The organism is Mesorhizobium sp. M7A.F.Ca.US.006.01.1.1 (assembly GCF_003997935.1).
GTDB lineage: Bacteria > Pseudomonadota > Alphaproteobacteria > Rhizobiales > Rhizobiaceae > Mesorhizobium.
In genome coordinates this window covers 1-26,440 of the sequence record NZ_RZQL01000079.1, presented here as the reverse complement: position 1 = coordinate 26,440, position 26,440 = coordinate 1, and the positions used below count along the sequence as shown (strand labels likewise).

Here is a 26,440-nt window from a genome sequence, read left to right as displayed (position 1 = left end):
GCGCATCACCTCGCCCTCATAGCCGGCGAACGACAAGGTCAGCGCCAGCACGCCATAGGGCCAGGCTTGCCGCAGATATGGCCACATCCAGGATTCGCGGATCCACGGATATTGCGGGAACAGTGAACCCAGGCCGTAATAGAGTAGCCAGAGCTGGATCAGCAGCGGCGTGCCCCGGATCACCGTGCAGAACACCTTGGCGGGTGCGGCGAACCAGAACGAGCCGGTGGCCTGCGCCAGGCCAAGCGGGACGGCCAGCAGGAAGCCCAGCACGCAGGTGACCGCCAGGATCCACAGCGAGCGCCAGATGCCGATCAAGCCCATTTCATAATATTGCGGCAGCCAGTCCCAGCGCATGAAAAAGGCGGCCGACAAAACCAGGCCCAGTGCGATCAGGATCAGCACGATGCGGTGCGGCTGCAGCCACAGCGATGTTCGCGCGACGACGTTGATGATGGCCGCCTCGTTGATCATCAGCGCGCCTCCCTGAGCGAAGGCATGCCGCGCCGCGACCAGGTCTCGACCCGGCCGATGACGAGGTTGGAGAACAGGGACAAAAGCAGATAGAGCACGCCCGCCGCGAAAAAGAAGGTGAAATAGGCCTTGGTGACGCCCGCTGCCTGCCGCGTTGCCAGCGCCAGCTCGTAGAAGCCGACAACCGCCAATAGCGCGGTGTCCTTGGTGGCGATCAGCCAGAGATTGGCGAGGCCCGGTATGGCGAAGGGCAGCATTGACGGCAAGGTGATGCGCCGCAACATCAGGCCCGGAGACATTCCATAGGCGCGGGCGGCCTCGATCTGGCCCTGCGGAATGGCCAGGATCGCGCCGCGTATCACCTCTGTCGAATAGGCGCCCTGGACGAAGCCGAGCACGGCGATGCCGGCGGCAAGGCCGCTCACATCGACGCGCTGATAGCCCATGGCCGTCAGCGCCTGGTTGATCAGGTCGGTTCCGGCGTAATAGAGCAGCAGGATCAGCACCAGCTCGGGCACGGCGCGCACGATGGTGGTGTAGACCGCCAGGAGATCGCGCACCACCGGCCCGCCATAAAGCTTGCCATAGGCGCCCCCGGTGCCGATCAGAAGGCCGAGGCACGTGGCGCCCAGCGCGATCTCGATCGAATGCAGCAGCCCGACCAGAAGCGTCCCGCCCCAACCTGGCGGGTAGGGCGAGAGAAGCTCGGTGATGCCGGCCGCGGAGGCCGAAAGAAGTGCGTCGATCAGCGTCGCCCCCGATGTACTGCTAACCGCCGACGGCTGCGTCGGCGATAAACATGCCTGGGAAAGATCGGGCAGGTGGGGCATGGCGCCGACGCCATACCCCACCGCTCATACGAGGAACGTCAGTTCGACTGCGCGCCGCCGCCGCCGTAAATGTCGAAATCGAAGTATTTCTTCGAGATTTCGTCATACTTGCCGTTGGCGCGGATCGCCTTGATGCCGGCGTTGATTTTGCCCTTCAGTTCGGTGTCTTCCTTGCGCACGCCGGCGCCGACGCCCGGTCCGAGCACTTCGTCATCCGCAGCCACCATGCCCTTCAGATCGCAGCAGGCTTTGCCCTGGTCAGACTTCAAGAACTCGCCAAGCGCGATGGAATCGGCCTGAACCGCATCGAGACGGCCGGCCGCAAGATCGTTGTTGGCTTCGTCCTGGGTCTGGTATTCCTTGATCTCGGAAGCTGTCGCGCCGAAGTGCTTCTTGGCGTAGACGGCGTGCACCGTCGACACTTGCACGCCGACGACCTTGCCCTTGAGGTCGTCCGGAGCGGAGCCAAATTTCTGGTCCTTCGGGCCGATGATCGCGGTCGGCGTGTTATAGTACTTGTCCGAGAAATCGATCGTCTTCGCGCGTTCGGCGGTGATCGACATCGAGGAGACGATGAGGTCGATCTTCTTGGTCGTCAGTGCCGGGATGATGCCGTCCCAGGCGACCGGGGTGATGACGCAATCGAGCTTCTCCTCGGCGCAGACGGCGTCGATGAAGTCGATCTCCCAGCCAACCCACTTGCCCGAAGCATCGGGCGAGGTGAAGGGCGGATAAGGCTCGGCGGCGACGCCGATCTTGACCGGATCGGCCTTGGCCACGCCCATGGCGGCGACGCCGAGCAGCAGCGCTGCGGCAAATGTCTTCAGAACGGTCTTCATTTCATGACTCCCAGTTTGTTGTTGGTTCCCGGTTTTCTTCCGTCCCGGCTTTCCTAGCCGATGTTGCGGATGAACTGCTTCAGCCTTTCGGATTTCGGTGCGCCGAAGATCTGTTCCGGCGGCCCCTCTTCCTCGACCAGCCCGTTGTAGAGATAGACGACATGCGTCGCGACCTCGCGGGCGAACTTCATCTCGTGGGTGACCAGCACCATGGTGCGGCCCTCGCGCGCCAGGTCGCCGATCACCTTCAGCACCTCACCGACCAGCTCAGGATCGAGTGCGGAGGTGGGTTCGTCGAACAGCATGACGCGCGGATTGATGGCCAGCGCCCGGGCGATCGCGGCGCGCTGCTGCTGGCCGCCCGACAGATAGGCCGGATAGACGTCGCGCTTTTCAGCCAGACCAACACGGGCGAGCAGTTTCTCGGCCTCGCCGATCGCCACATCGCGCTTGACGCCAAGCACATGCACGGGAACCTCGATGACGTTTTCGATCAGCGTCATGTGGCTCCACAGATTGAAATTCTGGAACACCATGCCGAGCTTGGAGCGGATGCGCTCGATCTGCTTGCGGTCGGCTGGAATGGTGTGGCCGTGGCTGTCGGCCTTGAGCTTGATCTCCTCGCCATTGACGCGAATGATGCCGCTGGTCGGGTTTTCCAGGCAGTTGATGCAGCGCAGCAGGGTCGATTTGCCGGAGCCCGAGCCGCCGATGATGGCGATGACCTCGCCGTCGCGCGCCGACAGCGAGACGCCCTTCAGCACGTGCAGCTCACCGAACTTCTTGTGCAGGTTCTCGACATGGATGGCTTCGGCGGCGCCGTCCTGCGCCGTATGTTTCAATGCGGGTGCGGCGCTTTGCGCTGTCATCCCGGATGCGGCGCTTGTGGCCGTCATTCCTTCGACGCTCCGCGGAGCGTTCGAGCTCGTCGCTGCTGGTATCTTTTACCCATTACCCGTCACTGGACAGAGTTCCCATGCTCAGGATGGACCGTTCCGCTTGCCTCCGTCAACCATGGTTTTTGGACTATTGATCACAGCTTGCTGTAGTGGTTAGTGGCGCCAACCGACGTTCAGGGAGAATTTAGTGGGCAAATCATACGGGTCGCAGTCCATGGCCGGACCCCTGAAACGCGTGTTGATGCGGTCTGCCACGAGCGCCATGCGTCATGCCAGGGCACAGGAATGGCACTATGGTCCGGGGTTCGATCCGCAAAAGGCCGCGGCCCAGCATGAGCGGCTGACCAGCATGGTCGCGGCTTCCGGCGCCGAGATCGAATGGTTGACGGACGCCGATGACGGGCTGGCCGATTCCGTCTTCACCCATGATCCGTCGCTGATGACCGATCATGGCGCGATTATCCTCTCCATGGGCAAGGCGCTGCGCCGGGCCGAGCCCGGTCTGCACGAGGCAGCTTACAAGCGCATGGGGATCCCCATTCTCGGCCGGATTGATGATCCAGGCCAGGTGGAAGGCGGCGACTGCGTCTGGGTCGATGCAACCACGCTGGCCGTCGGTCGTGGCGTACGCACCAACCAGGACGGCATCCAGCAGCTTTCGAACCTGCTTTCGCCCACGGGCATTTCGGTTTTCGGTTTCGACCTGCCGCTCTGGCACGGCGAGGAAGCCTGCCTGCATCTGATGTCGGTGATCAGTCCGCTCGCCGACGACCTGGCGCTGGTCTACGCGCCCTTGCTGCCGGCCGCCTTCTATCAGTTGCTGCGGGCACGTGGCATCAAGCTGGTCGAGGGCGATGCCGACGAATTCTTCGCCTCCAACGGGCTCAGTCTCAATGTGCTGCCGACCGCGCCGCGCCAGATCATTGCCGTTGCCGGCTTTCCCAGGACGGCGGCCGCCATGGAAGCGGCTGGCTGTGCAGTTGCCACCTTCGAGGCGGATGCGCTCTGCATCGCCTGCGAAGGCGGCCCGACCTGCCTGACACGGCCGGTGCTGCGCCAATGACCGCCACTGGGAACACTACCGGGACGACGGTCGGCGAGGCCCTTATTTCGCTGCTCGAAGCGCATGGCGTCGACACGGTATTCGGGATTCCGGGTGTCCACACGGTCGAACTCTACCGCGGGCTGGCGCGCTCGAAGATCCGCCACGTCACGCCACGCCACGAACAGGGCGCCGGCTTCATGGCCGATGGCTACGCACGCGCCAGCGGCAGGCCGGGCGTCGCCTTCGTCATCACCGGACCGGGGCTGACCAACACAATCACCGCCATGGGGCAGGCACGCGCCGATTCGGTGCCGATGCTGGTGATCTCAGGCGTCAACGCCATGCCGACGCTGGGCAAGGGCCTGGGCCATCTGCACGAATTGCCGGATCAGCGCGGCATGATGGAGAAGGTGGCGCTGTTTTCACGGCGCGTCACCGAAGCCAGCGAATTGCCCGGAGCGCTGGCGCAGGCCTTCGCCCTGTTTTCATCGGCGCGGCCCGGCCCGGTGCATATCGAGATCCCGACCGACGTCATGGTCATGCCGGCGGATGGCATCGCTGCCATGCTGAGCAATGCGGCACCGCCCGCGCCGGAAGGTGCTGCAATTGCCAGCGCGGCCAAACTCATCGGTGCCGCTCGCCGCCCGCTGATCCTGGTCGGCGGCGGCGCCAAACGCGCCGAAGCGCCACTGCGGCGACTGGCCGAGCGGCTGGGAGCGCCAGTCGTCCAGACCACCAATGCGCGCGGCCTGCTGCATGGTCATCCGCTTTGCGTGCCGGCCAGTCCCAGCCTGAAGGCGGTACGGGCGCTGATGGCCGACGCCGATCTGGTCATTGCCGCCGGCACCGAATTCGGCCCGACCGACTATGACGGCTACAGCGATGGCGGCTTCGTCCTGCCCGCCAATCTGATCCGCATCGATATTGGCGCGGCCCAGCTTGCCCGCCGCCCGGCGACGGTTTCGATCCAGGCCGATTGCGCCGAGGCGCTCGAAGCGCTGCTTCTGGAAACGGGCCATGTCCGGGCAAGCGAGGGCGGTTCGTCGCGCGCCGCTGCTACACGAAAAGCAGCCTTTGCCGAGCTCAATCCGACACTGCAGGGGCAGGTGCGCGCCGTCGAGATGATCCGCGACGCCTTGCCGGGCGCGCTCATCGTCGGCGATTCGACGCAGCCGATCTATGCGGCCAACCTCTATTACGACCATGACCGGCCAGGCGGCTGGTTCAATGCCGCCACCGGTTTCGGCGCGCTCGGCTATGGCCCGCCGGCGGCGATTGGCGCGGCCCTTGCGATACCCGATGCGCCGGTTGTCTGCCTCACGGGTGACGGCGGCTTCCAGTTCACGCTGCCGGAACTGGGCGCCGCGCTCGACGCGCGGGTACCGGTCATCTTCGTCGTCTGGAATAACAGAGGCTACCGCGAGATCGAAACCTCGATGCTCGATGTCGGTGTCGAGCCGGTCGGCGTCTCGCCGGCGCCGCCGGATTTCTGCAAGCTGGCCGAGGCCTATGGCACCGGCGCCGAACGGCTTGCCGACATCGACGCTCTCGCGGACGCGTTGAAGCGCGCCCGGGCCACCGGACTGCCGCGCGTCATCGAAATCACAGTTGACTGAAGCGCGTGTTTCCGTCTTGGCGGGCTACGGCTGAAGTGTCGGACGCATGCAAAGACGCGACAACTGCCATGTCGAGATTTCAATTGAGTGATGGCGCGAAAGGCGCGACGCTTCGCGTCGGCGTGGCGTAAGAAACGACCTAAAGATAAAAAAATGACAGGAGCGTCCAAGATGACGGAAACACTTGAAGGCAAGCATGTCGTCGTGACCGGTGGGACCGGTGCGCTCGGCGGTGCGGTTGTCGGCAAACTGCTGAGTGACGGCGCGATCTGCCATGTGCCCAACGCTCATGCTGCCGCCCCTACGCATTTCCCCTTTACCACGCATGACCGTGTCCAGCTGGTGCACAACGTCGATCTTTCGGACCCCGCCAAGGTCGAGGCGTTCTACAGTCAGGTTCCAGGCCTGTGGGGCTCGATCCACCTGGCCGGCGGCTTCACGGCCGCACCGGTGGAAAAGATCGAATCGGCGTCCTTTGCCGAGATGATGGACACCAATGCACGCACCGCCTTCCTGTGCTGCCGCGCCGCGATCCGCTCGATGCTGTCGTCCGACACGGCGGGCCGCATCGTCAACGTCACGGCGCGCGCCGGGCTCGATCCGCGGCGCGGCGCCGGCATGGTCGCCTATGCCGCCAGCAAGGCGGCGGTGGCAGCCATGACGGTGGCGATGGCGGAGGAGCTGAAGCACAGGGGCATCCTGGTCAATGCGGTGGCGCCGTCGACGCTCGATACGCCGGCAAACCGTGCCGACATGCCGGATGCCGATGTCACCAGATGGGTAAGCCTCGAAGCCGCCGCCGAGGCCATCGCCTACCTTGCCTCGCCGGCCAACCAGGCGATGAGCGGTACGCTGGTGCCGCTTTACGGCAGGGCGTAAACTTCCAACCTTTACCTCGGTCAAGAAAAACCCCGCCGGAGCGATCCGGCGGGGTTTTTTTCTAGCCTCTGAAGAACTTCGCTTCGCGAAGGACTTCGCGGTGCGAAGGGCTTAGCTGCCCTGCTTCTTCAGCGCGGCGCCCAGGATGTCGCCCAGCGAAGCGCCGGAGTCGGTCGAGCCGTACTGAGCGACCGCTTCCTTCTCTTCGGCGATTTCCAGCGCCTTGATCGAGACCTGCAGCTTGCGGGTCTTCTTGTCGAAGGCGATGACGCGGGCGTCCAGCTTCTGGCCGACCGAGAAGCGCTCGGGGCGTTGCTCGTCACGGTCACGGCTCAGATCGGAGCGCTTGATGAAGGTCTCGATGCCGCTGTCGACCAGCCGCACTTCCAGACCGCCATCCTTGATGCCGGTGACTTCGCAGGTGACGACCGCGTTCTTGCGCAGTTCGCCCGAAGTCGCGGCTTCGCCGACAGCATCCTTGGCCAACTGCTTGATGCCGAGCGAGATGCGCTCCTTGTCGATGTCGACGTCGAGCACCTGCGCCTTGACCATGTCGCCGCGATTGTACTCTTCGATGACCTGCTCGCCCGGACGGGTCCAGTCGAGGTCGGAGAGGTGCACCATGCCGTCCACGTCGCCTTCGAGGCCGATGAACAGGCCGAACTCGGTCTTGTTCTTGACCTCGCCCTCGACCTGGCTGCCGACCGGATGGCTCGAAGCGAAAGCCTGCCACGGATTCTCGAGCGTCTGCTTGAGGCCGAGCGAAATGCGGCGCTTGGCCGGATCGACTTCCAGCACAACCACGTCGACTTCCTGGGTCGTCGACAGGATCTTGCCGGGATGCACGTTCTTCTTCGTCCACGACATTTCCGAAACGTGGATAAGACCCTCGATGCCCGGCTCCAGCTCGACGAACGCGCCGTAGTCGGTGATGTTGGTGACGGTACCCTTGATCTTCTTGCCGATCGGGAACTTGGTGCCGATCTCGGACCACGGATCGCTCTCGAGCTGCTTCATGCCGAGCGAGATACGGTGGGTTTCCTGGTTGATGCGGATGATCTGCACCTTGACCGTCTGACCGATGTTGAGGATTTCGGTCGGATGATTGACGCGGCGCCATGCCATGTCGGTGACATGCAGCAGGCCGTCGATGCCGCCGAGGTCGACGAACGCACCGTAATCGGTGATGTTCTTGACGACGCCTTCGACAACCTGGCCTTCTTCGAGGTTCTGCACGATTTCCGAACGCTGTTCGGCGCGGCTCTCCTCAAGCACGGTACGGCGCGACACCACGATGTTGCCGCGGCGGCGATCCATCTTGAGGATCTCGAAGGGCTGCGGGTTGTGCATCAGCGGGGAAACATCGCGGATCGGGCGGATATCGACCTGGCTGCGCGGCAGGAAGGCCACGGCACCGTCGAGGTCGACGGTGAAGCCGCCCTTGACCTGGTTGAAGATGACGCCTTCGACGCGCTCACCCTTGGTGAACTTCTCTTCGAGACGGACCCAGCTCTCTTCGCGGCGGGCCTTCTCACGGCTGAGCATCGCTTCGCCAAGCGCGTTTTCGATGCGCTCGACATAGACTTCGACGGTGTCACCAACCTTGAGAGTGGTGTCCTTGCCCTTGACGCCGAATTCCTTCAGCGGCACGCGGCCTTCGACCTTGAGGCCGACGTCGATGATGGCCATGTCCTTTTCGATCGCGGTGATCGTGCCCTTGACGACCTGGCCTTCGCCGGAATGGCCGGCGGAAAATGATTCTTCGAGCAGGCTCGCGAAATCATCGCGAGTGGGATTTGCAGCTGACATTGTTTCTCCTGGAGTGCCCCGCATCTAGAAGCGGGACGGGCGCCGTGGGTTAGCGTTGCGTTGGCCTGCCGGCGTTCCGGGCTACAAAAGCCCTGGGCCGCTCTTTAAGCGGCAATTCCGGCGCATGAAGAATGCTGGCAGGCTGGTTCGTGCCCGATATGGGTATTTTCTTCGCCTCCGACAACGGAAACACGAGGGAAAAACCCGGATCAGGCCTTGTCTCTCTTGGCCAGCACGTCGTCTATGATCGCCATGGCTGCAAGAAACGCGGCTTCTATAGCCATTTCGCTGGTATCAAGCAAGTGCGCGTCGGCGGCCGGCTTCAAAGGTGAGTTCGCACGGCCCATGTCGCGCTCGTCGCGGCGCCCGATATCGGCGAGGATCTCGGTGAAATCAGCGGTCCCGCCGATGCTCTCGATCTCGGCCAGCCGGCGCTGTGCCCGCACCTCGGCGCTGGCCGTCACATAGAGTTTGATGTCGGCGTCGGGGCAGACCACGGTGCCGATATCACGGCCGTCGAGCACGGCGCCCGGTGGTGTCTTGGCGAAGTCGCGCTGCTTTTCGACGAGGATGCGCCGCACCGTCGGGTACACGGCGACCTTCGAGGCTGCCTCGCCGACCGCATGCGCTGACAGCACCGCCCGGTCAAGCTTCGCCAGATTGACCTGACGGGCAGCGGTTTCCGCCGCCGAGACATTGTCGAGTGGCAGCGCGTGCTGGATCAGCGCATAGGCCACGGCACGGTAGGTGAGGCCGGTGTCCAGCAGGTTGAGGCGGTAGTGGTCGGCCAACCGCCGGGCGAGGGTGCCCTTGCCGGCGCCTGCCGGACCGTCGATGGCGATGGTGAAGACATGTGTCATTGGCAGACAGCCGCGATCGAAAAGTGCGATGAACAAGACAAGCGTCGCGATCCTTCACACCCCCCTCTGTCCTGCCGGACATCTCCCCCGCAAGGGGGGAGATTGGCGACATTGGCGCTCCGCGCAATTCTGCAGCGTTGACTATTGGCGAAAGCCGCGATGACGACTGATCTCCCCCCTTGCGGGGGAGATGTCCGGCAGGACAGAGGGGGGTGCTGTCCCGCCAGCGTCACGGTTCGCAAACCCATCACGGTCACCCGATCTCCGCGCCCAGCGCCTTCATCAGTCCCATGAATTCCGGAAAACTCGTCGCGATCATCGCCTGATCGTCGATGGTAACAGGCCTTTCCGTCGCCAGCCCCATGACCAGAAAGCTCATGGCTATGCGGTGGTCGAGATGGGTCTGCACCGTGGTGTCCTGGCCGTTGGGATGGCCGCCAAGGCCCTTGCCGCCCGGTTTGCCGCGCACGGCGAGCGAAGCCTCGCCCTCGGTGCAGTCGACGCCGTTGAGCTTCAGCCCGTTGGCGACGGCCGACAGCCGGTCGGACTCTTTCACCCGCAGCTCTTCCAGCCCTTGCATCAGCGTTTCACCCTCGGCAAAGCTGGCAGCGACCGCGAGCACAGGGTACTCGTCGATCATCGACGGCGCCCGCTCGGGCGGCACGATGACGCCTTTCAGTTCGGAGTAACGCACGCGCAGATCGGCGACGTCTTCGCCGCCGGCATTGCGCGGGTTGAGGATGTCGATCTTGCCGCCCATCTCCTGCAGCGTCAAAAGCAGGCCGGTGCGGGTCGGGTTCATCAATACGTTTTCGATTGTAATGTCCGAACCCGGCACGATCAGTGCCGCCACCAGCGGGAAGCCGGCCGAGGACGGGTCGCCCGGCACCGCGATCGTCTGGCCGGTCAGTCTGCCCTGGCCTTCGATGAAGATGTGGCGCACGCCGCGTTCATCGGTTTCGACCGACAGATTGGCGCCAAACCCCTTCAGCATCTTTTCCGTGTGGTCGCGTGTCATCACCGGCTCGATCACCGTGGTGATGCCGGGCGTATTGAGGCCGGCGAGCAGCACTGCGGACTTCACCTGCGCCGAGGCCATCGGCACGCGATAGGTGATCGGCGCGGCATGCTTCGGTCCATGCAGTGTGATCGGCATGCGGTCGCCCGGTGTCGCCTTCAGCACTTGCACGCCCATCTGGCGCAAGGGTTCCAGCACGCGGCCCATCGGCCGGCCCGACAGCGAGGCATCGCCGATGAAAGTCGTCTCCATGTCATAGGTGCCGACAAGGCCCATGGTCAGCCGCGAGCCGGTGCCGGCATTGCCGAAATCGAGCGGGCCTTCCGGCTGCAGCAGTGCGCCGTTGCCGGTGCCGCGGATCACCCACTCGTCGCCGTTCTTCTCGATATGCGCGCCCATTGCCTTCATGGCAGCACCCGTGCGCATCACGTCCTCGCCTTCGAGCAGGCCGGTGATGCGGGTCTCCCCGGAGGCGAGGCCGCCGAACATGAAGGAACGGTGCGAGATCGACTTGTCGCCCGGCACACGCGCGATGCCGGAAAGGGCTGGGGATTGGCGGGCGGTGGCCGGCTTGGGGGCGGCGGCGTGAGACATGGAATTTCCCTGGACGGAATGCCGGCAGGCCGGCGCTTTTCATTTGTTGCGGCGGTCTCGTATCACGGCGGGCCGAAATGGTCATCCCCCATGGTCGTCACTGACGCGACGCCTTTCAACGTATGGTTTTGTGACGCCGGCTTTTCGCTTTGACAGCGCTGCAAACTGTGGTTAAGGGGACCACTCTTTTATTGACGAGGCTTGCCGTGGCAAAAACCGAACTTGGCACAAAACGTATCGACCCGGAGACGGGCCGAAAATTCTACGACCTGAACAAGGACCCGATCGTCTCGCCCTATACCGGCAAGACCTATCCGCGTTCCTATTTCGAGGAAGGCAAGATTGCCGCTCTCGAGGAGGAAGAGGAAGTGGCCGAGAAGGAAGTGGACGCCGAGGAAGAAGAAGGCGTTGAGGTCGTCTCGCTCGAAGAGGCTGACGAGGACGTCAAGGGCGACGACCTGCCGGATCTCGGCGACGATGAGGACGATGTCGATCTCGGCGACGACGAAGATGACACTTTCCTTGCCGACGAAGAGGAAGAAGACGACGACGTCGCCGACATGATCGGCGTCGGCGACGACGACGACGAGGTCTGATCGGCCTTGAAAGCGGGCGTTTGCGGGCTTTCAAGGCCTGTGAAGAAAAAGCGGCTCTCGAAGGCTTGATATCTGAGAAGGGCGGGGTTAGAAGCCGCCTGCACTAACGGCGCGGTCTCCAACCCGCGCCGGATCTCTTCGCCGGAAACGGCGCCGGTTGACTGCCGGAAGTGGGGCCATAGCTCAGTTGGGAGAGCGCTTGAATGGCATTCAAGAGGTCGTCGGTTCGATCCCGATTGGCTCCACCAAACAGTCCCTCTGCAATTCGCAGCCGATGAATGTGCCGCACTGCGGCCATCTGCGTTTGATGGTCAGTTCAGGCAACGCCGCTGAAAGCGCCTCCATCAAACGGAACGAACGAGCCATTTCTCGAGAGCAACTGCTCGCCGGACGAAGTCTTCACTGTTCATGGAGCGCTTGGAGACTGAAAGCCAGCCCGATCACCACTCGGCGAAGGAGCCGTCCTTGTGGCGCCAGACCGGGTTGCGCCAGCGGTGGCCTTCCCTAGCGCGTTCCTTGACATACTCCTCGTCGATCTCGACACCCAGGCCCGGGCCGTCGGGAATGGCGACATAGCCATCCTCGTAGCGGAAGACATCCTTGTTGGCGGCATAGTCGAGCAGGTCGTTGGCGGCATTGTAGTGGATGCCGAGGCTCTGCTCCTGGATGAAGCAGTTGTAGCTGACCGCGTCGAGCTGCAGGCAGGCGGCAAGCGCGATCGGCCCGAGCGGGCAGTGCGGCGCCACGGCCACATCATAGGCTTCCGCCATCGCCGCGATCTTGCGGCATTCGGTGATGCCGCCGGCATGCGACAGGTCTGGCTGGATGATGTCGACGACACCTTCCTCGAACACCGACTTGAAGTCCCAGCGGCTGTAGAGCCGCTCGCCGAGCGCAATCGGCGTCGAGCCGAGAGCGGCGATCTCCTTCAACGCCTCGCGGTTTTCGCTGAGCACCGGCTCCTCGATGAACATCAGCCTGTAAGGCTCCAACTCCTTGACCAGGGCGCGCGCCATCGGCCGGTGCACGCGGCCGTGGAAATCGACAGCGATGCCGATGTTGGGGCCGACAGCCTCGCGCACCATGGCGACGCGTTCGACTGCGGCGTCGATCTTGTCATGGCTGTCGACGATCTGCAGTTCTTCCGTGCCGTTCATCTTGAGCGCCAGGAAGCCGCGCGCCACCATTTCCCTTGCACCGGCCGCGACCTCCGCAGGTCGGTCGCCGCCGATCCACGAATAGACCTTGATCGTGTCGCGCAATTTGCCGCCGAGCAACTCGTGCACCGGAACGCCGAGCGCCTTGCCCTTGATGTCCCACAGCGCCTGGTCGATGCCGGCAATGGCGCTCATCAGGATCGGCCCGCCACGATAGAAGCCGCCGCGGTGCATCACCGTCCAGTGGTCCTCGATCAGGCGCGGATCCTTGCCGATCAGATAATCACCAAGCTCCTTGACCGCCGCCTCGACGGTCAGCGCCCGGCCTTCGACCACCGGCTCACCCCAGCCGGTGACGCCGGCATCGGTTTCGATCTTCAGAAACAGCCAGCGCGGCGGAACGATGTAGGTGGTGAGCGAGATGATTTTCATGCGCAGTCTCAGTTGCTCTTGAGTTTCTTGGCGCTGACGAGGTCGCGCGCCGCGAGGTCGAGGATCTTGTTTGCCGCCCCACGCGCGGCCTCGGCATTGCGCATGCGCAGCGCCTCGACCACCTCGCGGTGCGCCGCCACGGCCTCCATGCGCCGGTCGAGCGAAATCACCGCCGTCGCCTCCAGCGAGAATTTCAGCCCGGTGTCGATGAGATTGCCGATCTGGCGAAAGATCGGATTGTGGCTCGCGGCATAGACGATCTGGTGGAAAGCGATGTCGCTGCGCGAGAAGGCGGCGAGATCTTCGCCGGCGCCGGCCATGCCGCGCCATGCCGCTTCGAGATCGGCGATCTCCTGCAGTGTGGCGCGCGTGGCAGCCAGTTCGGCGACCAGCGGTTCGATGGCCCGGCGCGTTTCAAGAATGGCGTCGAAGAGCTTGTCGTCCAATGCATGCGGCGCGTGCCAGGCCAGCACCTGCGGGTCGATGATGTTCCAGTCGTCCTCGTTGCAGACGATCGTGCCGACGCGTGGCCGCGACAGCACCAGCCCCTTTGCCGCCAACACTTTCAGGGCCTCACGGATGACGGTGCGGCTGACGCCGTATTCGACGCCGAGCTCGTTTTCGGTCGGCAGTGAGGAGCCGGCTGGATAGCGCCCGGAAAAGATGTCCGAGGCTATCGCCTTGGTCACATCGGGCATCACGCGCGGGCGGCGAGTGGTCGGATTTCCCGGGGCCTTCTTCAGAATCTCGGTCACCTCAGCCCTCCTCCAAGGCGGCGAACCCGCTGGTTTCGCACAACCGGTCCGCCCTTAACGGATGCGGATCGATTGCGCCAGCGATCGCTGGTCAGAGCATGTACATTAATTATCATACCAGATCAATTGACGAGTATGATAAAAGCGATTAGAGACTCCGGCATCCGGGCTGAGCGCCCGGTCTATCGCTGGGAGGTAATCATGCGACTTTTGAAGACCGCGCTCGTCGCGGGCGCGCTTGCCGTGCTGTCCGTCACGACCATCGCTGCATATGCTCAGGACACCAAGATCGGCTTCATCGTCAAACAGCCCGAGGAGCCGTGGTTCCAGGACGAATGGAAGTTCGCCGACCAGGCCGCCAAGGAGAAGGGCTTTACCTTGGTCAAGATCGGCGCCGAGGACGGCGAGAAGCTGATGTCGGCGATCGACAATCTCGGCGCGCAGGGCGCGCAGGGCTTCATCGTCTGCACGCCCGACGTGAAACTCGGACCCGGCATCGTCGCCAAGGCCGCCGCCAACAATCTCAAGCTGATGACTGTCGACGACCGTCTGGTCGGCGCCGACGGCAAGGCGCTGGAAGACGTGCCGCATATGGGCATCTCGGCAACCAAGATCGGCGAGGCCGTCGGCCAGGCGATCGTCGACGAGATGAAGGCACGCGGCTGGAAGGCCGACGAGGTCGGCGCCATCCGCGTCTCCTACGACCAACTGCCGACCGCCGTCGACCGCGTCGAAGGCGCTATCTCGGTGCTGAAGGCAAACGGCTTCAAGGCTGAGAACATTTTTGACGCCCCGCAGGCCAAGACCGACACGGAAGCTGCCCTCAATGCGGCGACGGTCGTGCTCAACGCCCATGCCGACATCAAGAAGTGGGTTTCTTTCGGCCTCAACGACGAAGCGGTGCTGGGTGCGGTGCGTGCTTCCGAAAGCGTCGGCATCCCCGCTGATAGCGTGATCGGCGTTGGCATTGGCGGCGCGGACTCGGCGATCAACGAGTTCAAGAAGCCGACGGCCACCGGCTTCGTCGGCACCGTGATCATCTCGCCGAAGCGCCATGGCTACGAGACGGCGCTCAACATGTATGACTGGGTTGCCAACAACAAGGAACCGGAGAAGCTGATCCTGACTTCCGGTGCACTTGCCAAGCGCGACGACTACCAGAAGGTCCGCCAGGGCCTCGGCATCGAATAATCCTCCCTGTACAAACAGGCGGCGGCTCATCCTGCCGCCTGTTTGCCATTCCATAAGAGGATCGCTGCCCGTGTCCTTTCTCGACTTCTCGCACATCACCAAGACCTATCCGGGCGTCAAGGCGCTGTCGGACGTCTCGTTCGGCGTCGACAAGGGCGCCGTGCATGGCCTGATGGGCGAGAACGGCGCCGGCAAATCCACCCTGATCAAGATCCTGTCCGGCGACCAGCATGCCGATGAGGGCGAGATAAGCATCGACGGCAAGGTTCAGGCCTATACCTCGACCCGGGATGCCTTCGACAATGGCGTCATCGTCATTCATCAGGAACTGCAACTCGTTCCTGAACTCACCGTTGCCGAAAATCTCAGCCTCGGTCGTTTCCCCGCCAACGCCGGCATCATCGCCGGCCGCCGGATGCTGGACGACGTCGGCGCCAAGCTGAAATCGGCCGGCATCGACATCGACATGCGCCGCAAGGTCAAGACGCTATCCATCGGCGAACGCCAGATGGTCGAGATCGCCAAGGCGATCATGCTCGACGCACGCGTCATCGCGCTGGACGAACCGACCTCGTCGCTGTCCTCGCGCGAAAGCGAAATCCTGTTTGCCCTGATCGACCGCCTGCGCGGCGAAGGCAAGGTCATCATCTACGTCTCGCACAGGCTCGACGAGGTGTTCCGTCTTTGCGACAGCCTGACGGTGCTGCGCGACGGCAAGCTCGCGGCGCACCACGCTTCGCTGAAAGGCGTCACCCGCGATCAGGTCGTCGCGGAGATGGTCGGCCGCGAGATTTCGGATATCTGGGGTTTTCGCGCACGGAAAACGGGCGATGTCCGCCTGAAGGTCGACGCTCTCAGCGGCCCCAAACTGAAGACGCCGGCCAGTTTCGAGGCGAGGGCAGGCGAGATCGTCGGCTTCTTCGGCCTGATCGGCGCCGGGCGCTCGGAACTAATGCGGCTGGTCTTTGGCGCCGATCCGCGTACGGGTGGCAGCATCACCGTGGACGGCAAGATCGTCCAAGCCACCGATCCACACGGTTCGATCCGGGCCGGCATCGTGCTGTGCTCCGAGGACCGCAAGCATGACGGTATCATCCAGGGCCGCTCGGTCGAGGAGAACATCAACATCTCGTCGCGGCGCCATCACACGCGCTTCGGCATGCTCAACCGCGCCAGCGAGATCGCCACCGCCGAAACCTTCATCAAGAAGCTCAAGGTGCGCACGCCGTCGCGCAAGCAGGACATCATCAACCTCTCCGGCGGCAACCAGCAGAAGGTCATCCTTGGCCGCTGGCTGTCGGAGCAGGGCGTGCGGGTGCTCATCGTCGACGAGCCGACGCGCGGCATCGACGTCGGCGCCAAATCGGAAATCTACGAATTGCTCTACCAGCTTGCGCAGGACGGCATGGCGATCGTCGTCGTCTCGTCCGAACTGCCGGAGGTGATGGGCATCTGCGATCGCATCCTGGTGATGTGCGGTGGCCGCGTCAGCGCTGAACTCACCCGCGACCAGTTCGCCGAAAGGGCGATCCTGGCCGCCGCTCTCCCCGATCAGAAAACCCCCGACGCGATCGCATCCTGAGGACTTTGGCATGACCGACCAGTTGAAAAAAATCCTGCTCGGCGAACAGGGCCTCGTCGTCATCTTCGTCGTCGCTTTCGCGCTGGTGTCGTTGCTGGTGCCGAATTTCCTCACCGACCGCAACATGCTCGGCCTGCTGCAGTCGGTGGTCACCGTCGGCATCGTCGCCTGCACCATGATGTTCTGCCTTGCCGCGCGCGACTTCGACCTGTCGGTCGGCTCGATCGTCGCCTTTGCCGGCATGGTCGCTGTGATGGCGTCGAATTACACCGGCTCGATCCTGCTCGGCCTGCTGGCGGCAATTGCCTGCGGCGGCTTCGTCGGCTTCATCAACGGCGTCGTCATTGCCAAATTCCGCATCAACGCGCTGATCACGACGCTGGCCACCATGCAGATCGTGCGCGGGTTTGCGCTGATCGCCTCCGACGGCCGCGCCGTCGGCATCAACAGCCCGGATTTCTATCAGCTCGCGCTGTCCAAACTGCTCGGCATACCGACGCCGGTCTGGGTGCTCGCCATCCTGTTTTGCATCTTCGGCTTCGTCCTCAACCGCACCGTCTTCGGCAAGAACACGCTGGCCATCGGCGGTAATCCGGAGGCCTCGCGGCTTGCCGGTGTCAATGTCGACCGGACGCGCATCTGGATTTTTGCACTGCAGGGCGTCGTCTGCGGCATTGCCGGCATCCTGCTGGCGTCGCGCATCACCTCGGGCCAGCCCAATGCGGCGGTCGGGCTTGAACTCTCGGTCATCTCGGCCTGCGTGCTCGGCGGCGTCTCGCTTGCCGGCGGCCGTGCCACCATGTCCGGCGTCATCGTCGGCGTGCTGATCATGGGCATCGCCGAAAACGCCATGAACCTGCTCAACATCCCGGCCTTCTACCAGTACATCGTGCGTGGCGTGATCCTGCTGCTGGCCGTGCTGCTCGACAATCTGCGCTCGTCGGCACTGGGTCGGCGTTAAGCTGGAGGGACAAAAATGGCTGAGCGCCTTTCCGGCAAACGCATCTTCCTGACCGGTGCCGCGCAAGGCATCGGGCTGGCCATCGCCGAGGCCTGCCTTGCCGAAGGCGCAAGACTGTTCCTGGTCGACCGCGACGGAGCGTTGCTGGACAAGGCCGTCGCCGGCCTCGCCGCGCCGCACGGCCATGCCGGGCATGCGGCGGCCGACATCAGCGACGGTGCCGCGATTGCGGCTGCCGTCAGCCAAGCGGCTGCCGAGATCGGCCCCATTAACGCGCTGATCAACAATGCCGGGGTCAATGTGTTCTCGACGCCGCTCAAGGCGACCGAGGAAGAGTGGAATCGCAATTTCGACGTCAACGTCAAGGGAGCCTGGAACTGCAGCAAGGCGGTGCTGCCGGGCATGATCGCGAGCGGCGGCGGCGCCATTCTCAACATCGCCTCGACGCACAGCTTCACCATCATCCCGCACACCTTCCCCTATCCTGTCGCCAAGCACGCACTGCTCGGCCTGACCAAATCGCTGGCACTCGAATATGCGGCGCAAGGCGTGCGCGTGAACGCGCTGGCGCCGGGCTATGTCGAGACGCAGAAGGCCACCGACTACTGGAACAGCTTTGCCGATCCGGCCGCAGCACGCGCCAACACCATGGCGCTGCATCCCGGCGGCCGCATCGCCACGGCGCACGAGATCGCGCTTGCCGCGGTGTTCATGATTTCCGACGAGTGCCCGTTCATGAACGCGGCCACGCTCGTCGTCGATGGCGGGCTGAGCCAGCTTCAGCATCCTGCCTGAATTCCGGGAAAACCATGACCAAGAGACGATCGCAGCACTGGTTCGGCGGTTTGGGCAAGGATGCCTTCATCCACCGCAGTTGGATGAAGAACAACGGCTTGCCCGACGACGCCTTCGACGGCCGCCCGGTGATCGGCATCTGCAACACCTTCTCCGAATTCACGCCTTGCCACATCCATTTCCGTAGCCTGATCGAGCACATCAAGGCTGGTGTGCTGGAGGCCGGCGGCTTACCGCTGGAATTCCCGGTCTTCTCCTGCGGCGAATCCAATCTGCGGCCGACGGCGATGCTGTTTCGCAACCTTGCCTCGATGGATGTCGAGGAGGCGATCCGCGGCAACCCGATGGATGGCGTCGTGCTGATGGCCGGCTGCGACAAGACCACGCCGTCGCTGGTCATGGGGGCTGCTTCCTGCGACCTGCCATCGATCGTCATTTCCGGCGGACCGATGCTCAATGGCCGCTTCCAGGGCCGTGAGATCGGCTCCGGCACCGATGTGTGGAAGTTTTCGGAAGACGTTCGCGCCGGCGTGATGAGCGAGCAGGATTTCGCCAATGCCGAGAGCGCCATGTCACGCTCGCCGGGCCACTGCATGACCATGGGCACAGCCTCGACCATGGCTTCCATGGTCGAGGCGCTCGGCCTGGCGCTGCCGGGCAACGCCGCCTATCCGGCGGTCGACGCGCGCCGCAGCCGCATCGCCCGCATGACAGGACGGCGCATCGTCGAGATGGTCAATGAGGATCTGCGCCCGTCGGCTATCCTCACCAGACAAGCCTTCGCCAACGCGATCCGCGTCAATGGCGCGATCGGCGGCTCGACCAACGCGGTCGTGCATCTGCTGGCGATTGCCGGCCGCGTCGGCACCGATCTGACGCTGGACGATTGGGACAGATATGGCCGCGATGTGCCGACTATCCTCGACCTGATGCCGTCAGGCCGCTTCCTGATGGAGGATTTCTGCTACGCCGGCGGCATTCCGGCTGTCATGAAGGAGATAGCCGATCTGCTCGATCTCGACGCGCTGACCGTCACCGGCAAGACCGTGCGCGACAACATCGCGGATGCCCAAAACTACAATCCCGAGGTGATCCGCCCGCGCGACAAGGCGCTCACTCCCAATGGCGGTATCGCGGTGCTGCGTGGCAATCTGGCGCCCGACGGCGCCATCATCAAGCCGTCAGCCGCGTCGCCAGCTCTGATGAAGCACCGCGGCCGCGCCGTCGTCTTCGAGGACATCGACGACTACAAGGCGCGCGTCGACGATCCCGCGCTCGACGTCGACGAGGCGTCGATCATGGTGCTGAAGAATTGCGGCCCGAAAGGCTATCCGGGGATGGCCGAGGTGGGCAACATGGCGCTGCCCCGGAAGCTGCTGAAGCAGGGTGTCCGCGACATGATCCGCATCTCCGATGCCCGCATGTCCGGCACTGCCTTCGGCACCGTCGTTCTGCATGCCGCACCCGAAGCCGCTATCGGCGGCCCGCTGGCGCTGGTCAGGAGTGGCGACATCATCGAGCTCGATGTCGAGGCGCGGAAGCTGCATCTCGACGTGTCGGAACAGGAGCTGGCGCGGCGTCGTGAATCCTGGCTACCGCCCGTCCCGGCGATGCGCGGCGGTTATCAGGGGCTTTACGTCGACCGTGTCCTGCAGGCGGATCGCGGCGCCGACCTCGACTTTCTCGTCGGAAGCCGTGGCCACGCCATCCCGCGCGAAAGCCATTGAGGTTCGCGTGACAAAATTCAGACCCGATGATTTCCATGGCATTCACGCCATCCTCTACGCGCTCTTTGATGATAACGAACGGCTCGGCCGCGCAGCGATGCGCAGGCAGGTCGAGATCTGCCTGGCCAGCGGCGTGCACGGCATGGCGGCGCTCGGCCTGGCAACGGAAGTCGCCAAGCTGACCGAGGCCGAGCGCCGGACGATCATGGACTGGACGGCGGAGGACACCGCCGGGAAAGTGCCGCTTGCCTTTACCATCTTCGGCGCTTCGGTGGCCGAGCAGGTGGCACAGCTTCGCCATGCTGAAAGCGTCGGAGCGGATTGGGTGATCCTGCAGCCGCCGCCGGTCGGGTCCTATGGTGCGCCGGAATACATCAAGTTCTTCGGCCGCGTCGTCGAGGCGACCGACCTGCCGGTGGCGATCCAGAACGCGCCGGCGTTTTTCGGGCGCGGCCTGTCATCGGACGAAATCCGCGAACTCGTCACGCTTCATCCCAACATCAGGCTGATCAAGGGCGAAGGCCCGGTCACCGACATTGCCGGATTGATCGACCGGACCGAAGGCAGGATACCGGTTTTCAACGGACGCGGCGGCCTGGAACTGATCGACAATTTCCGCATCGGTTGCCGTGGCATGATCCTGGCGCCGGATTGCATCAATCTTGCCGTTCGCGCCTACAATGCGTTCCGGGGCAGAGACGAAGCAACGGCCGAGATCGAGTATGCAAGAATGCTGCCGGCAGCGGTCTTCGTCATGCAAGGCATCGAAAACCTGATCTGCTATGGCAAGCGGCTGTTCGGCGCCCGCGCCGGCATCCGGGTACACGATCGGGCTCCGGCGATGCGGCCAAGCGAGCCTGGCCTTGCGATGGTGGAGCGCTTTGCGGCTGGTCTCGGTCCGTTGCCTGGCTGAACGGCAACTGCCTTTCAATAGGTCGTCCGCCCACCCGACAGGTCGAACGTGGAGGCGGTTGTAAAACTGTTCTCCTTGGAGACGAGCCAGGCGACCATCGCCGCGGCTTCGTCGACCTCCAGCAGGCGGCCGCGCGGAATGCGCGAGCGCATATATTCGATGTGCTCCGGCGTCAGCTGTTCGAGGATGCGCGTCTGTGCCGTGGCCGGCGAGATGCAGTTCACGGCGATGTCGTACTGCGCCAGTTCCTTGCCGAGCGACTTGGTCAAGCCGATGACCGCCGCCTTCGAGGCTGAATAGGCAGAGGCGTTGGGGTTACCCTCCTTGCCGGCGACCGAAGCGATGTTGACGATCCGTCCGTAATTGTGCTGCTTCATTCCGGGAACCACGGCGCGATTGACGTAGAACGTACCGTTTATGTTGACGTCGATGACCTTCTTCCACGTCTCGATGTCGTAGACGTCGAGCGGGGCGGCGGGGCCGGCAATTCCGGCGGAATTGACCAGAATGGTAATCTTGCCGGCCAGCTCTTCGGTCCTGGCGCGCGCCGCGTCCACCGACGCCCAATCGGCGACATCCACGATCTCTGTCGTGGCGGCGTTGCCGAGTTCCTTCTTGGCGGTTTCGAGGCGGGCCTCATCGAGATCCCACAAGGTCACCGTCGCGCCGGAGGCGACGAAACGTCTGGCCATCGCAAAGCCGAGGCCTTGGGCGCCGCCGGTGACCACAGCGTGCTGGCCGTCAAGATCGATCCTGTTCATGTCGAGCGGTTCTTTCCGTTTGAGCTACTTCCGGGATAAAGGCCGGCCTGTGCAGGCGGGCGATATAGCTACATGGTCGCGCCAAGGCTCCATGGCACGAACTCGTTGTCGCCATAGCCGAGCGCTTCCGACCTGGTGCGCCCGCCGGAAGCGACGCGCAGGATCTCGGCGAAGATCTCCTCGCCCTTTTCGGCCAACGAGACACCATCCAGTATGTCTCCGCAATTGATGTCCATGTCCTCGCGCATCTGCTCGAAGATGAAGCTGTTGGAGGCAAGCTTGATCGAGGGCGTCGGCTTGCAGCCGAAGGCCGAACCACGGCCGGTGGTGAAGCACAATATGTTGGCGCCGCCGGCGACTTGCCCGGTGGCCGAGACCGGATCGTAGCCAGGCGTATCCATGAAGACGAGGCCGCGCTCGGTGATCGGCTCGGCATATTCCAGCACAGCGCGCAGATTGGTGGTCCCGCCCTTGGCGGAAGCGCCGAGCGATTTCTCCAGGATGGTCGTCAGCCCACCCAGCTTGTTGCCAGGCGAAGGGTTGTTGTTCATCTCCATGTCGTGCCTGGCGGTATAATCCTCCCACCAGCGGATGCGCTCGATCAGCTTTTCGCCCACCGCGCGGCTCTCGGCGCGCAAGGCGAGGAGATGTTCGGCGCCGTAGATCTCGGGCGTCTCCGAGAGCACGGCCGTGCCGCCTTGCGCGACAAGCAGGTCCACCGCGGCACCAAGCGCCGGATTGGCGCTGATGCCGGAGTAACCGTCCGATCCGCCGCATTGCAGCGCAAGCACCAGTTCGGAGGCTGGTTGCGGCGTCCTTTCGGCGGCGTTGACCGTAGGCAGCATGTCGACGATCGCCTTGACGCCAGCCTCGACCGTCTTTCGCGTGCCGCCGGTTTCCTGGACGGTCATCGTGCGGAAAATCGTGCTCTCCTCGATGTTGTACGACTGCATCCAGCGCGGGATCTGGAACGCTTCGCAGCCGAGTCCGACCATCAGCACGCCGCCGACATTGGGGTTCGTGGCAAAGCCCCATTGCGTCCGTTTCAACAGGTCGTAAGCGGGACCCTTGGTGTCGATGCCGCAGCCAGTGCCGTGGACGAGTGCGATGATGCCGTCGACATTGGGATAGTCGCGCAGGATGCCAGACCGGTTGACCTCGTCGACGATGAACCGGGCGACGCTGGCAGAGCAGTTCACCGAGGTCAGGACGGCAATGAAGTTGCGCGTGCCCACCTTGCCGCTCGGCCGGCGGTAACCCATGAAAGTAGCGCGCTCGGCCTCGGCAACGATCTCGGTTTGCCTGGTATTCGTGCCGAAGACGTAGTCGCGTTCGAAATTTCGCAGATACACATTGTGCTCGTGAACCCAGTCGCCGGCGACAATGGGTTCCCGAGCAAAACCGATGGTCTGGCCGTATTTCACGATCGGCTCGTCCGAGCCAATGTCGCGCAAGGCCATTTTGTGCCCGCGCGGTATGCGTGCCCTGGCCGCCACGTCCCCGGCTTTTTCGCCGATCTTCAACGGATCGACCGCCAGAAGAATGTTGTCGGCCCCCGAAAGCTTGATGAACCGCGCCATGACCCAAACTCTGAAAAAGTTCTCCGCGACAGGAGGTCGAGAGACAAGGAATGATTTGGAATACTAATATAATAGAATGTCAGAGGTCAAGGCCGGAGGTCGTCCACCGCTGTGGGGCATATCCAGGAGAGAAAGCGACTGCCAGACAACGGCTCCGGTCAATCGAGATGGAAGACCTCTTCCATGGCCGCCCACCATTCGCCGTCGGCGCGCGTCGGTAGCGGCGTCTGCATGGGGTCGCACAGTTCCCACCATTTGCGCATGGCCGGCGACTCGCTCATCCGCGCCGCATCCCTGGCGAAGTCGGTGCCGTGATACTCCCAGCAGGCGAACAGAAGGTTCTCCGGTTCGCGCAGGAAGATCGAATAGTTGCGGATGTTGGCGCGGCTGATGACGTCGAGCACCTCGGGCCAGACGGCGGCGTGGACGCGCTTGTAGTCCGCGATCGCCTCGGCTTTCACGCCAATACAAAGTCCCATTCTTTGCATGCTGGTTGCTCGCGGAGCTTCAGCCGAGAAGGTCGGCGGCGACTTCGAGCGTGTTGCGGAACGACGTCTCGAGATGATGTTCCATGGCCTGTGCCGCACCCTCGGCGTCGTGGCGCTTCAGCGCGTTGAAAATGGCCTCGTGCTGCTCGATCGTCTGTTCGCCATAACCCGGTCTTGGGATAGCGAGATAGCGCCCGCGATCCATCTGTGCCTTCGAGATGTCGACGGCTCTCCAGATCATCGGCAGGCCGCAGATCTCGGCTATGGTGCGGTGGAAGACGTCGTCGAGTTGTATCGCGGTGGCGTATCTGCCGCGGGATATGGCAAGCCGGTGCGCTGCCATGTTGTCTTCCAGCAATTCGCTGGCTGCCGCTGTGAACTTGGCGGCCGCGCGTCGGGCGCTTTCCATCTCCAGTGCCCGCCGGATGACATAGGCTTCTTCCAGGTCGGCCCGGCTGATCGGAGCAACATAGGTGCCGGTCTGCGCCAGGATCTTGACCAGGCCCTCGTCGCTGATGCGCTTGACCGCTTCGCGAACGGGGGTGCGAGACACCCCCAGGGCCTCCGCGATGGCGACCTCGTTGATGACCTCTCCCGGCTTCAGCTGCCCGACGACGATCAGGTTGCGGATCTTGTGGTAGATCTGATCGCGGAGCGGAAGAGCCCGATTGAGCGTCGAAGGATCCAGGTCCATTGCAAATCCATGTCTTCGTTCACCAGAAATGGCCAGATAATACTAGAATGTCAATTGGAACGCATCCAATGCAAGCGTCGGGGGTCGGTGACGCACGATGTCCATAACGACCGCCGGAATCCAGCTTGCCAGAACTGTTATATTAGTGCAATAGTGAGTATGAACGATGGAAAATTCAATCCGGGACTGAGGCCCGGGTCCCGACAGCGCAGCCCATTCAAGCTTGTTCGAAGAAGCCCGAACTGCGTTTGCATCGCTGTTATACTAACATATCGAAGGCCGATGTCGCGCACCGGCCGCCGCCAGGAGGAACCTAGCCAGATATGACCGTCGCCGCCGATTGCGCCTTGGATATGCGAGGCATCAGCAAGAATTTTCCAGGCGTGAAGGCTCTGTCCAACGTCAATTTTGCCGTAAAATTCGGCACCGTTCATGCGGTCGTGGGTGAGAACGGCGCCGGCAAATCGACGCTCATGAAGGTTCTCAACGGATCCTACGCGCCGACCAGCGGCACGATCAAAGTCGGCGGCGCCGAGGTGCGCATGCGCCGGCCCGCCGATGCCCAGGCGCTCGGCATTCGCATGGTGCACCAGGAGATCAATCTGGTCCCCGACCTGACCGTCGCCGAGAACGTCTATCTCGGCCGCATGCCCGGCAAATGGACCTTTCTGCGCAAGGGCGAGATGGTCAGGGCCGCCGCTGCCGTCCTCGACGAGCTCGGAGCGGCCATCAACCCGCGTGAACGGCTCGGCAACCTTTCTATCAGCCAGCAGCAGCTCGTCGAGATCGCCAAGGCCTATGCGGCGCAGCCGAGGATCATCGTGCTGGACGAGCCGACATCCAGCCTCAGCGAGCATGAGACGGCGGCGCTGTTCCGGATCCTGCGCAAGATGCGCGATGACGGCATCGCCATCGTCTACATCAGCCACCGGCTGAAGGAGGTGCTCGAAATCGCCGACGAGGTGACGGTGCTGCGCGATGGCTCAATGATCGAGACGCGTCCGATCGAGGGCATAAATGCCGCCCATATGATCAGGCTGATGGTCGGTCGCGAAGTCAGCAATGTCTTCCCGAAAAGTCCGGCCGCGATCGGCAAGTCCGTGTTGCGCGTGGAGCATATCAGCGACGGAAAGCGCTTCCGCGATGTCAGCTTCGATGTACGCGCCGGCGAGATACTGGGCCTGACCGGACTGGTGGGCGCTGGCCGCACCGAGGTTGCTCGCGCAATCTTCGGCCTGTCGCGGCTTGTCGAGGGCACGGTCAGCGTCAACGGATGCGGGGTCTCGATCAACTCGCCATCCCAGGCGGTCAGGGCAGGCATTGCCTATGTTCCGGAAGATCGCAAGGGCGATGGCGTCGTGCCTGGAATGTCGATCCGGGAAAACATCAGCCTGCCCATCCTGCGCCGCCTGAGCCGCTTCGGTCGCATCAGCCGCAGCGCCGATCGCGCGCTTGCCGGGGATTCAGTGAAGCAGTTTTCGATTTCACCGCCCGACGGCGAACGGCGCATCAGCCTTCTGTCGGGCGGCAACCAGCAGAAGGCGGTCATCGCCAAATGGCTTGCCGCCAAACCTTCGGCCTTGATCCTCGATGAGCCGACGCGGGGCGTCGACGTCGGCGCCAAGGCCGAGATCCACCACATCATCGGCCAACTCGTCGCCGGCGGCATGGCGGTCGTGATGATCTCGTCGGAGCTGCCCGAAATACTCGGCGTCTGCGACCGCGTCGTGGTGATGCGCGATGGCTATGCCTCCGAGCCTCTCTTGCGCAGCGAATTGAGCGAGGAGCGCATCATGGCGCTGGCGACGGGGGAGGAGATGGCTTGACCGAAGCGGCCATGGAGATCGGTGGCGTGAACCGCAACGACCGCTTTACGCGTGGCAGCAGGCTTGTCGATGTCCTGTCTAAGGCGGGGCTCGCCTTCGCCATCCTCGCCGTGATGCTC

Annotated in this window: 24 protein-coding genes and 1 tRNA gene; 12 read left to right on the top strand and 13 right to left on the bottom strand. The window is 63.5% G+C overall.

From position 1 onward, the window contains the following. The 4 genes from EN943_RS15860 to EN943_RS15845 all read right to left on the bottom strand — a co-directional run. Nucleotides 1-474: ABC transporter permease subunit (locus EN943_RS15860; protein WP_164778213.1), on the bottom strand; the 474-nt coding region annotated here is incomplete at its 3' end. Then, the gene (locus tag EN943_RS15855) at nucleotides 474-1,139 is read right to left on the bottom strand and encodes an ABC transporter permease subunit (RefSeq protein ID WP_127413380.1); all 666 of its coding nucleotides are present in this window, start codon (nucleotides 1,137-1,139) and stop codon (nucleotides 474-476) included. The genes EN943_RS15860 and EN943_RS15855, both read right to left, overlap by 1 nt. 203 nt (nucleotides 1,140-1,342) lie before the next feature. Continuing rightward, nucleotides 1,343-2,143: a transporter substrate-binding domain-containing protein gene (locus EN943_RS15850; protein WP_127413376.1), complete on the bottom strand. Its 801-nt coding sequence runs from the start codon at nucleotides 2,141-2,143 to the stop codon at nucleotides 1,343-1,345. A gap of 53 nt (nucleotides 2,144-2,196) precedes the next feature. Continuing rightward, on the bottom strand, nucleotides 2,197-3,012 hold the full coding sequence (locus EN943_RS15845) for an ABC transporter ATP-binding protein (RefSeq protein WP_027039828.1): 816 nt from the start codon (nucleotides 3,010-3,012) through the stop codon (nucleotides 2,197-2,199). A gap of 244 nt (nucleotides 3,013-3,256) precedes the next feature. Between EN943_RS15845 and EN943_RS15840 the strand changes: the two genes are divergently transcribed. The 3 genes from EN943_RS15840 (at nucleotide 3,257) to EN943_RS15830 (ending at nucleotide 6,582) form a co-directional block, all read left to right on the top strand. Continuing rightward, on the top strand, nucleotides 3,257-4,105 hold the full coding sequence (locus tag EN943_RS15840) for an arginine deiminase family protein (protein WP_127413374.1): 849 nt from the start codon (nucleotides 3,257-3,259) through the stop codon (nucleotides 4,103-4,105). Then, nucleotides 4,102-5,703 carry a 5-guanidino-2-oxopentanoate decarboxylase gene (locus EN943_RS15835; RefSeq protein ID WP_127413372.1) on the top strand — a complete coding sequence of 534 codons (1,602 nt, stop codon included), beginning with the start codon at nucleotides 4,102-4,104 and terminating at the stop codon, nucleotides 5,701-5,703. Before EN943_RS15840 ends, EN943_RS15835 begins: the two co-directional genes overlap by 4 nt. A gap of 171 nt (nucleotides 5,704-5,874) precedes the next feature. Then, nucleotides 5,875-6,582 carry an SDR family NAD(P)-dependent oxidoreductase gene (locus EN943_RS15830; protein ID WP_127413370.1) on the top strand — a complete coding sequence of 236 codons (708 nt, stop codon included), beginning with the start codon at nucleotides 5,875-5,877 and terminating at the stop codon, nucleotides 6,580-6,582. A 111-nt stretch (nucleotides 6,583-6,693) separates the two neighbouring features. On the opposite strand, the gene rpsA is transcribed toward EN943_RS15830, so the two are convergent. The 3 genes from rpsA to aroA form a co-directional block, all read right to left on the bottom strand. Beyond that, nucleotides 6,694-8,391 carry a 30S ribosomal protein S1 gene (gene rpsA / locus EN943_RS15825; protein ID WP_127413368.1) on the bottom strand — a complete coding sequence of 566 codons (1,698 nt, stop codon included), beginning with the start codon at nucleotides 8,389-8,391 and terminating at the stop codon, nucleotides 6,694-6,696. Between the two features lie 209 nt (nucleotides 8,392-8,600). Further along, nucleotides 8,601-9,251 (bottom strand): (d)CMP kinase, encoded by a 651-nt coding sequence (gene cmk / locus EN943_RS15820; RefSeq protein WP_127413366.1) that lies wholly within the window; start codon nucleotides 9,249-9,251, stop codon nucleotides 8,601-8,603. 253 nt (nucleotides 9,252-9,504) lie between these two features. Further along, the gene (gene aroA / locus EN943_RS15810; protein WP_127413364.1) at nucleotides 9,505-10,863 is read right to left on the bottom strand and encodes a 3-phosphoshikimate 1-carboxyvinyltransferase; all 1,359 of its coding nucleotides are present in this window, start codon (nucleotides 10,861-10,863) and stop codon (nucleotides 9,505-9,507) included. A 206-nt stretch (nucleotides 10,864-11,069) separates the two neighbouring features. On the opposite strand from aroA, the gene EN943_RS15805 reads away from it, so the two are divergent. Both EN943_RS15805 and EN943_RS15800 read left to right on the top strand, forming a co-directional pair. Further along, nucleotides 11,070-11,459, top strand: coding sequence for a TIGR02300 family protein (locus EN943_RS15805; protein ID WP_013528180.1), 390 nt, complete (start codon nucleotides 11,070-11,072; stop codon nucleotides 11,457-11,459). A gap of 172 nt (nucleotides 11,460-11,631) precedes the next feature. Next, a tRNA-Ala gene (locus EN943_RS15800) sits at nucleotides 11,632-11,707 on the top strand. Between the two features lie 192 nt (nucleotides 11,708-11,899). Here the strand turns inward: EN943_RS15800 and dgoD are convergent. Next, nucleotides 11,900-13,048 (bottom strand): galactonate dehydratase, encoded by a 1,149-nt coding sequence (gene dgoD, locus EN943_RS15795; protein ID WP_127413362.1) that lies wholly within the window; start codon nucleotides 13,046-13,048, stop codon nucleotides 11,900-11,902. An 8-nt stretch (nucleotides 13,049-13,056) separates the two neighbouring features. Beyond that, on the bottom strand, nucleotides 13,057-13,746 hold the full coding sequence (locus tag EN943_RS15790; RefSeq protein WP_127413378.1) for a FadR/GntR family transcriptional regulator: 690 nt from the start codon (nucleotides 13,744-13,746) through the stop codon (nucleotides 13,057-13,059). 258 nt (nucleotides 13,747-14,004) lie between these two features. Between EN943_RS15790 and EN943_RS15785 the strand changes: the two genes are divergently transcribed. From EN943_RS15785 to EN943_RS15760, 6 genes are all read left to right on the top strand, one after another. Beyond that, the gene (locus tag EN943_RS15785; protein WP_027039820.1) at nucleotides 14,005-14,994 is read left to right on the top strand and encodes an arabinose ABC transporter substrate-binding protein; all 990 of its coding nucleotides are present in this window, start codon (nucleotides 14,005-14,007) and stop codon (nucleotides 14,992-14,994) included. A 70-nt stretch (nucleotides 14,995-15,064) separates the two neighbouring features. Beyond that, a complete protein-coding gene (araG, locus tag EN943_RS15780) occupies nucleotides 15,065-16,576 on the top strand; it encodes an L-arabinose ABC transporter ATP-binding protein AraG (protein ID WP_127413360.1) in 1,512 nt (503 codons plus the stop codon). Nucleotides 16,577-16,586: 10 nt separating this feature from the next. After that, nucleotides 16,587-17,537, top strand: coding sequence for an L-arabinose ABC transporter permease AraH (gene araH / locus EN943_RS15775; protein ID WP_127413358.1), 951 nt, complete (start codon nucleotides 16,587-16,589; stop codon nucleotides 17,535-17,537). Between the two features lie 15 nt (nucleotides 17,538-17,552). Continuing rightward, nucleotides 17,553-18,332 carry an SDR family oxidoreductase gene (locus EN943_RS15770; protein WP_127413356.1) on the top strand — a complete coding sequence of 260 codons (780 nt, stop codon included), beginning with the start codon at nucleotides 17,553-17,555 and terminating at the stop codon, nucleotides 18,330-18,332. Nucleotides 18,333-18,346: 14 nt separating this feature from the next. Continuing rightward, complete coding sequence (gene araD / locus EN943_RS15765; RefSeq protein WP_127413354.1) at nucleotides 18,347-20,059, top strand: L-arabinonate dehydratase; 1,713 nt, start codon at nucleotides 18,347-18,349, stop codon at nucleotides 20,057-20,059. Between the two features lie 7 nt (nucleotides 20,060-20,066). After that, nucleotides 20,067-20,972, top strand: coding sequence for a dihydrodipicolinate synthase family protein (locus EN943_RS15760; protein ID WP_127413352.1), 906 nt, complete (start codon nucleotides 20,067-20,069; stop codon nucleotides 20,970-20,972). A 14-nt stretch (nucleotides 20,973-20,986) separates the two neighbouring features. On the opposite strand, the gene EN943_RS15755 is transcribed toward EN943_RS15760, so the two are convergent. The 4 genes from EN943_RS15755 to EN943_RS15740 all read right to left on the bottom strand — a co-directional run bounded on the left by EN943_RS15755 (nucleotide 20,987) and on the right by EN943_RS15740 (nucleotide 24,495). Continuing rightward, nucleotides 20,987-21,733, bottom strand: a complete 747-nt coding sequence (locus EN943_RS15755; RefSeq protein ID WP_127413350.1) for an SDR family NAD(P)-dependent oxidoreductase — start codon at nucleotides 21,731-21,733, stop codon at nucleotides 20,987-20,989. Nucleotides 21,734-21,801: 68 nt separating this feature from the next. Further along, nucleotides 21,802-23,313 (bottom strand): altronate dehydratase family protein, encoded by a 1,512-nt coding sequence (locus EN943_RS15750; RefSeq protein ID WP_127413348.1) that lies wholly within the window; start codon nucleotides 23,311-23,313, stop codon nucleotides 21,802-21,804. A 158-nt stretch (nucleotides 23,314-23,471) separates the two neighbouring features. After that, nucleotides 23,472-23,801, bottom strand: a complete 330-nt coding sequence (locus EN943_RS15745) for an L-rhamnose mutarotase (protein ID WP_127413346.1) — start codon at nucleotides 23,799-23,801, stop codon at nucleotides 23,472-23,474. Nucleotides 23,802-23,820: 19 nt separating this feature from the next. Continuing rightward, nucleotides 23,821-24,495 carry a GntR family transcriptional regulator gene (locus EN943_RS15740; RefSeq protein WP_127413345.1) on the bottom strand — a complete coding sequence of 225 codons (675 nt, stop codon included), beginning with the start codon at nucleotides 24,493-24,495 and terminating at the stop codon, nucleotides 23,821-23,823. A 323-nt stretch (nucleotides 24,496-24,818) separates the two neighbouring features. Between EN943_RS15740 and EN943_RS15735 the strand changes: the two genes are divergently transcribed. Next, nucleotides 24,819-26,321, top strand: a complete 1,503-nt coding sequence (locus EN943_RS15735) for a sugar ABC transporter ATP-binding protein (RefSeq protein ID WP_127413343.1) — start codon at nucleotides 24,819-24,821, stop codon at nucleotides 26,319-26,321. Nucleotides 26,322-26,440: the final 119 nt, after the last annotated feature.

What these genes read in the sequence shown, in the direction of transcription:
- EN943_RS15845 (WP_027039828.1), bottom strand. Translation starts at nt 3,012, where the DNA reads ATGACAGCGCAAAGCGCCGCACCCGCATTGAAACATACGGCGCAGGAC.
- EN943_RS15840 (WP_127413374.1), top strand. Translation starts at nt 3,257, where the DNA reads ATGGCCGGACCCCTGAAACGCGTGTTGATGCGGTCTGCCACGAGCGCC.
- aroA (WP_127413364.1), bottom strand. Translation starts at nt 10,863, where the DNA reads ATGTCTCACGCCGCCGCCCCCAAGCCGGCCACCGCCCGCCAATCCCCA.
- EN943_RS15750 (WP_127413348.1), bottom strand. Translation starts at nt 23,313, where the DNA reads ATGGCGCGGTTCATCAAGCTTTCGGGGGCCGACAACATTCTTCTGGCG.
- araD (WP_127413354.1), top strand. Translation starts at nt 18,347, where the DNA reads ATGACCAAGAGACGATCGCAGCACTGGTTCGGCGGTTTGGGCAAGGAT.
- dgoD (WP_127413362.1), bottom strand. Translation starts at nt 13,048, where the DNA reads ATGAAAATCATCTCGCTCACCACCTACATCGTTCCGCCGCGCTGGCTG.
- EN943_RS15785 (WP_027039820.1), top strand. Translation starts at nt 14,005, where the DNA reads ATGCGACTTTTGAAGACCGCGCTCGTCGCGGGCGCGCTTGCCGTGCTG.
- EN943_RS15835 (WP_127413372.1), top strand. Translation starts at nt 4,102, where the DNA reads ATGACCGCCACTGGGAACACTACCGGGACGACGGTCGGCGAGGCCCTT.
- EN943_RS15850 (WP_127413376.1), bottom strand. Translation starts at nt 2,143, where the DNA reads ATGAAGACCGTTCTGAAGACATTTGCCGCAGCGCTGCTGCTCGGCGTC.
- EN943_RS15790 (WP_127413378.1), bottom strand. Translation starts at nt 13,746, where the DNA reads ATGCCCGATGTGACCAAGGCGATAGCCTCGGACATCTTTTCCGGGCGC.
- EN943_RS15745 (WP_127413346.1), bottom strand. Translation starts at nt 23,801, where the DNA reads ATGCAAAGAATGGGACTTTGTATTGGCGTGAAAGCCGAGGCGATCGCG.
- EN943_RS15735 (WP_127413343.1), top strand. Translation starts at nt 24,819, where the DNA reads ATGACCGTCGCCGCCGATTGCGCCTTGGATATGCGAGGCATCAGCAAG.
- EN943_RS15740 (WP_127413345.1), bottom strand. Translation starts at nt 24,495, where the DNA reads ATGGACCTGGATCCTTCGACGCTCAATCGGGCTCTTCCGCTCCGCGAT.
- EN943_RS15830 (WP_127413370.1), top strand. Translation starts at nt 5,875, where the DNA reads ATGACGGAAACACTTGAAGGCAAGCATGTCGTCGTGACCGGTGGGACC.
- cmk (WP_127413366.1), bottom strand. Translation starts at nt 9,251, where the DNA reads ATGACACATGTCTTCACCATCGCCATCGACGGTCCGGCAGGCGCCGGC.
- EN943_RS15770 (WP_127413356.1), top strand. Translation starts at nt 17,553, where the DNA reads ATGGCTGAGCGCCTTTCCGGCAAACGCATCTTCCTGACCGGTGCCGCG.
- rpsA (WP_127413368.1), bottom strand. Translation starts at nt 8,391, where the DNA reads ATGTCAGCTGCAAATCCCACTCGCGATGATTTCGCGAGCCTGCTCGAA.
- araH (WP_127413358.1), top strand. Translation starts at nt 16,587, where the DNA reads ATGACCGACCAGTTGAAAAAAATCCTGCTCGGCGAACAGGGCCTCGTC.
- EN943_RS15755 (WP_127413350.1), bottom strand. Translation starts at nt 21,733, where the DNA reads ATGAACAGGATCGATCTTGACGGCCAGCACGCTGTGGTCACCGGCGGC.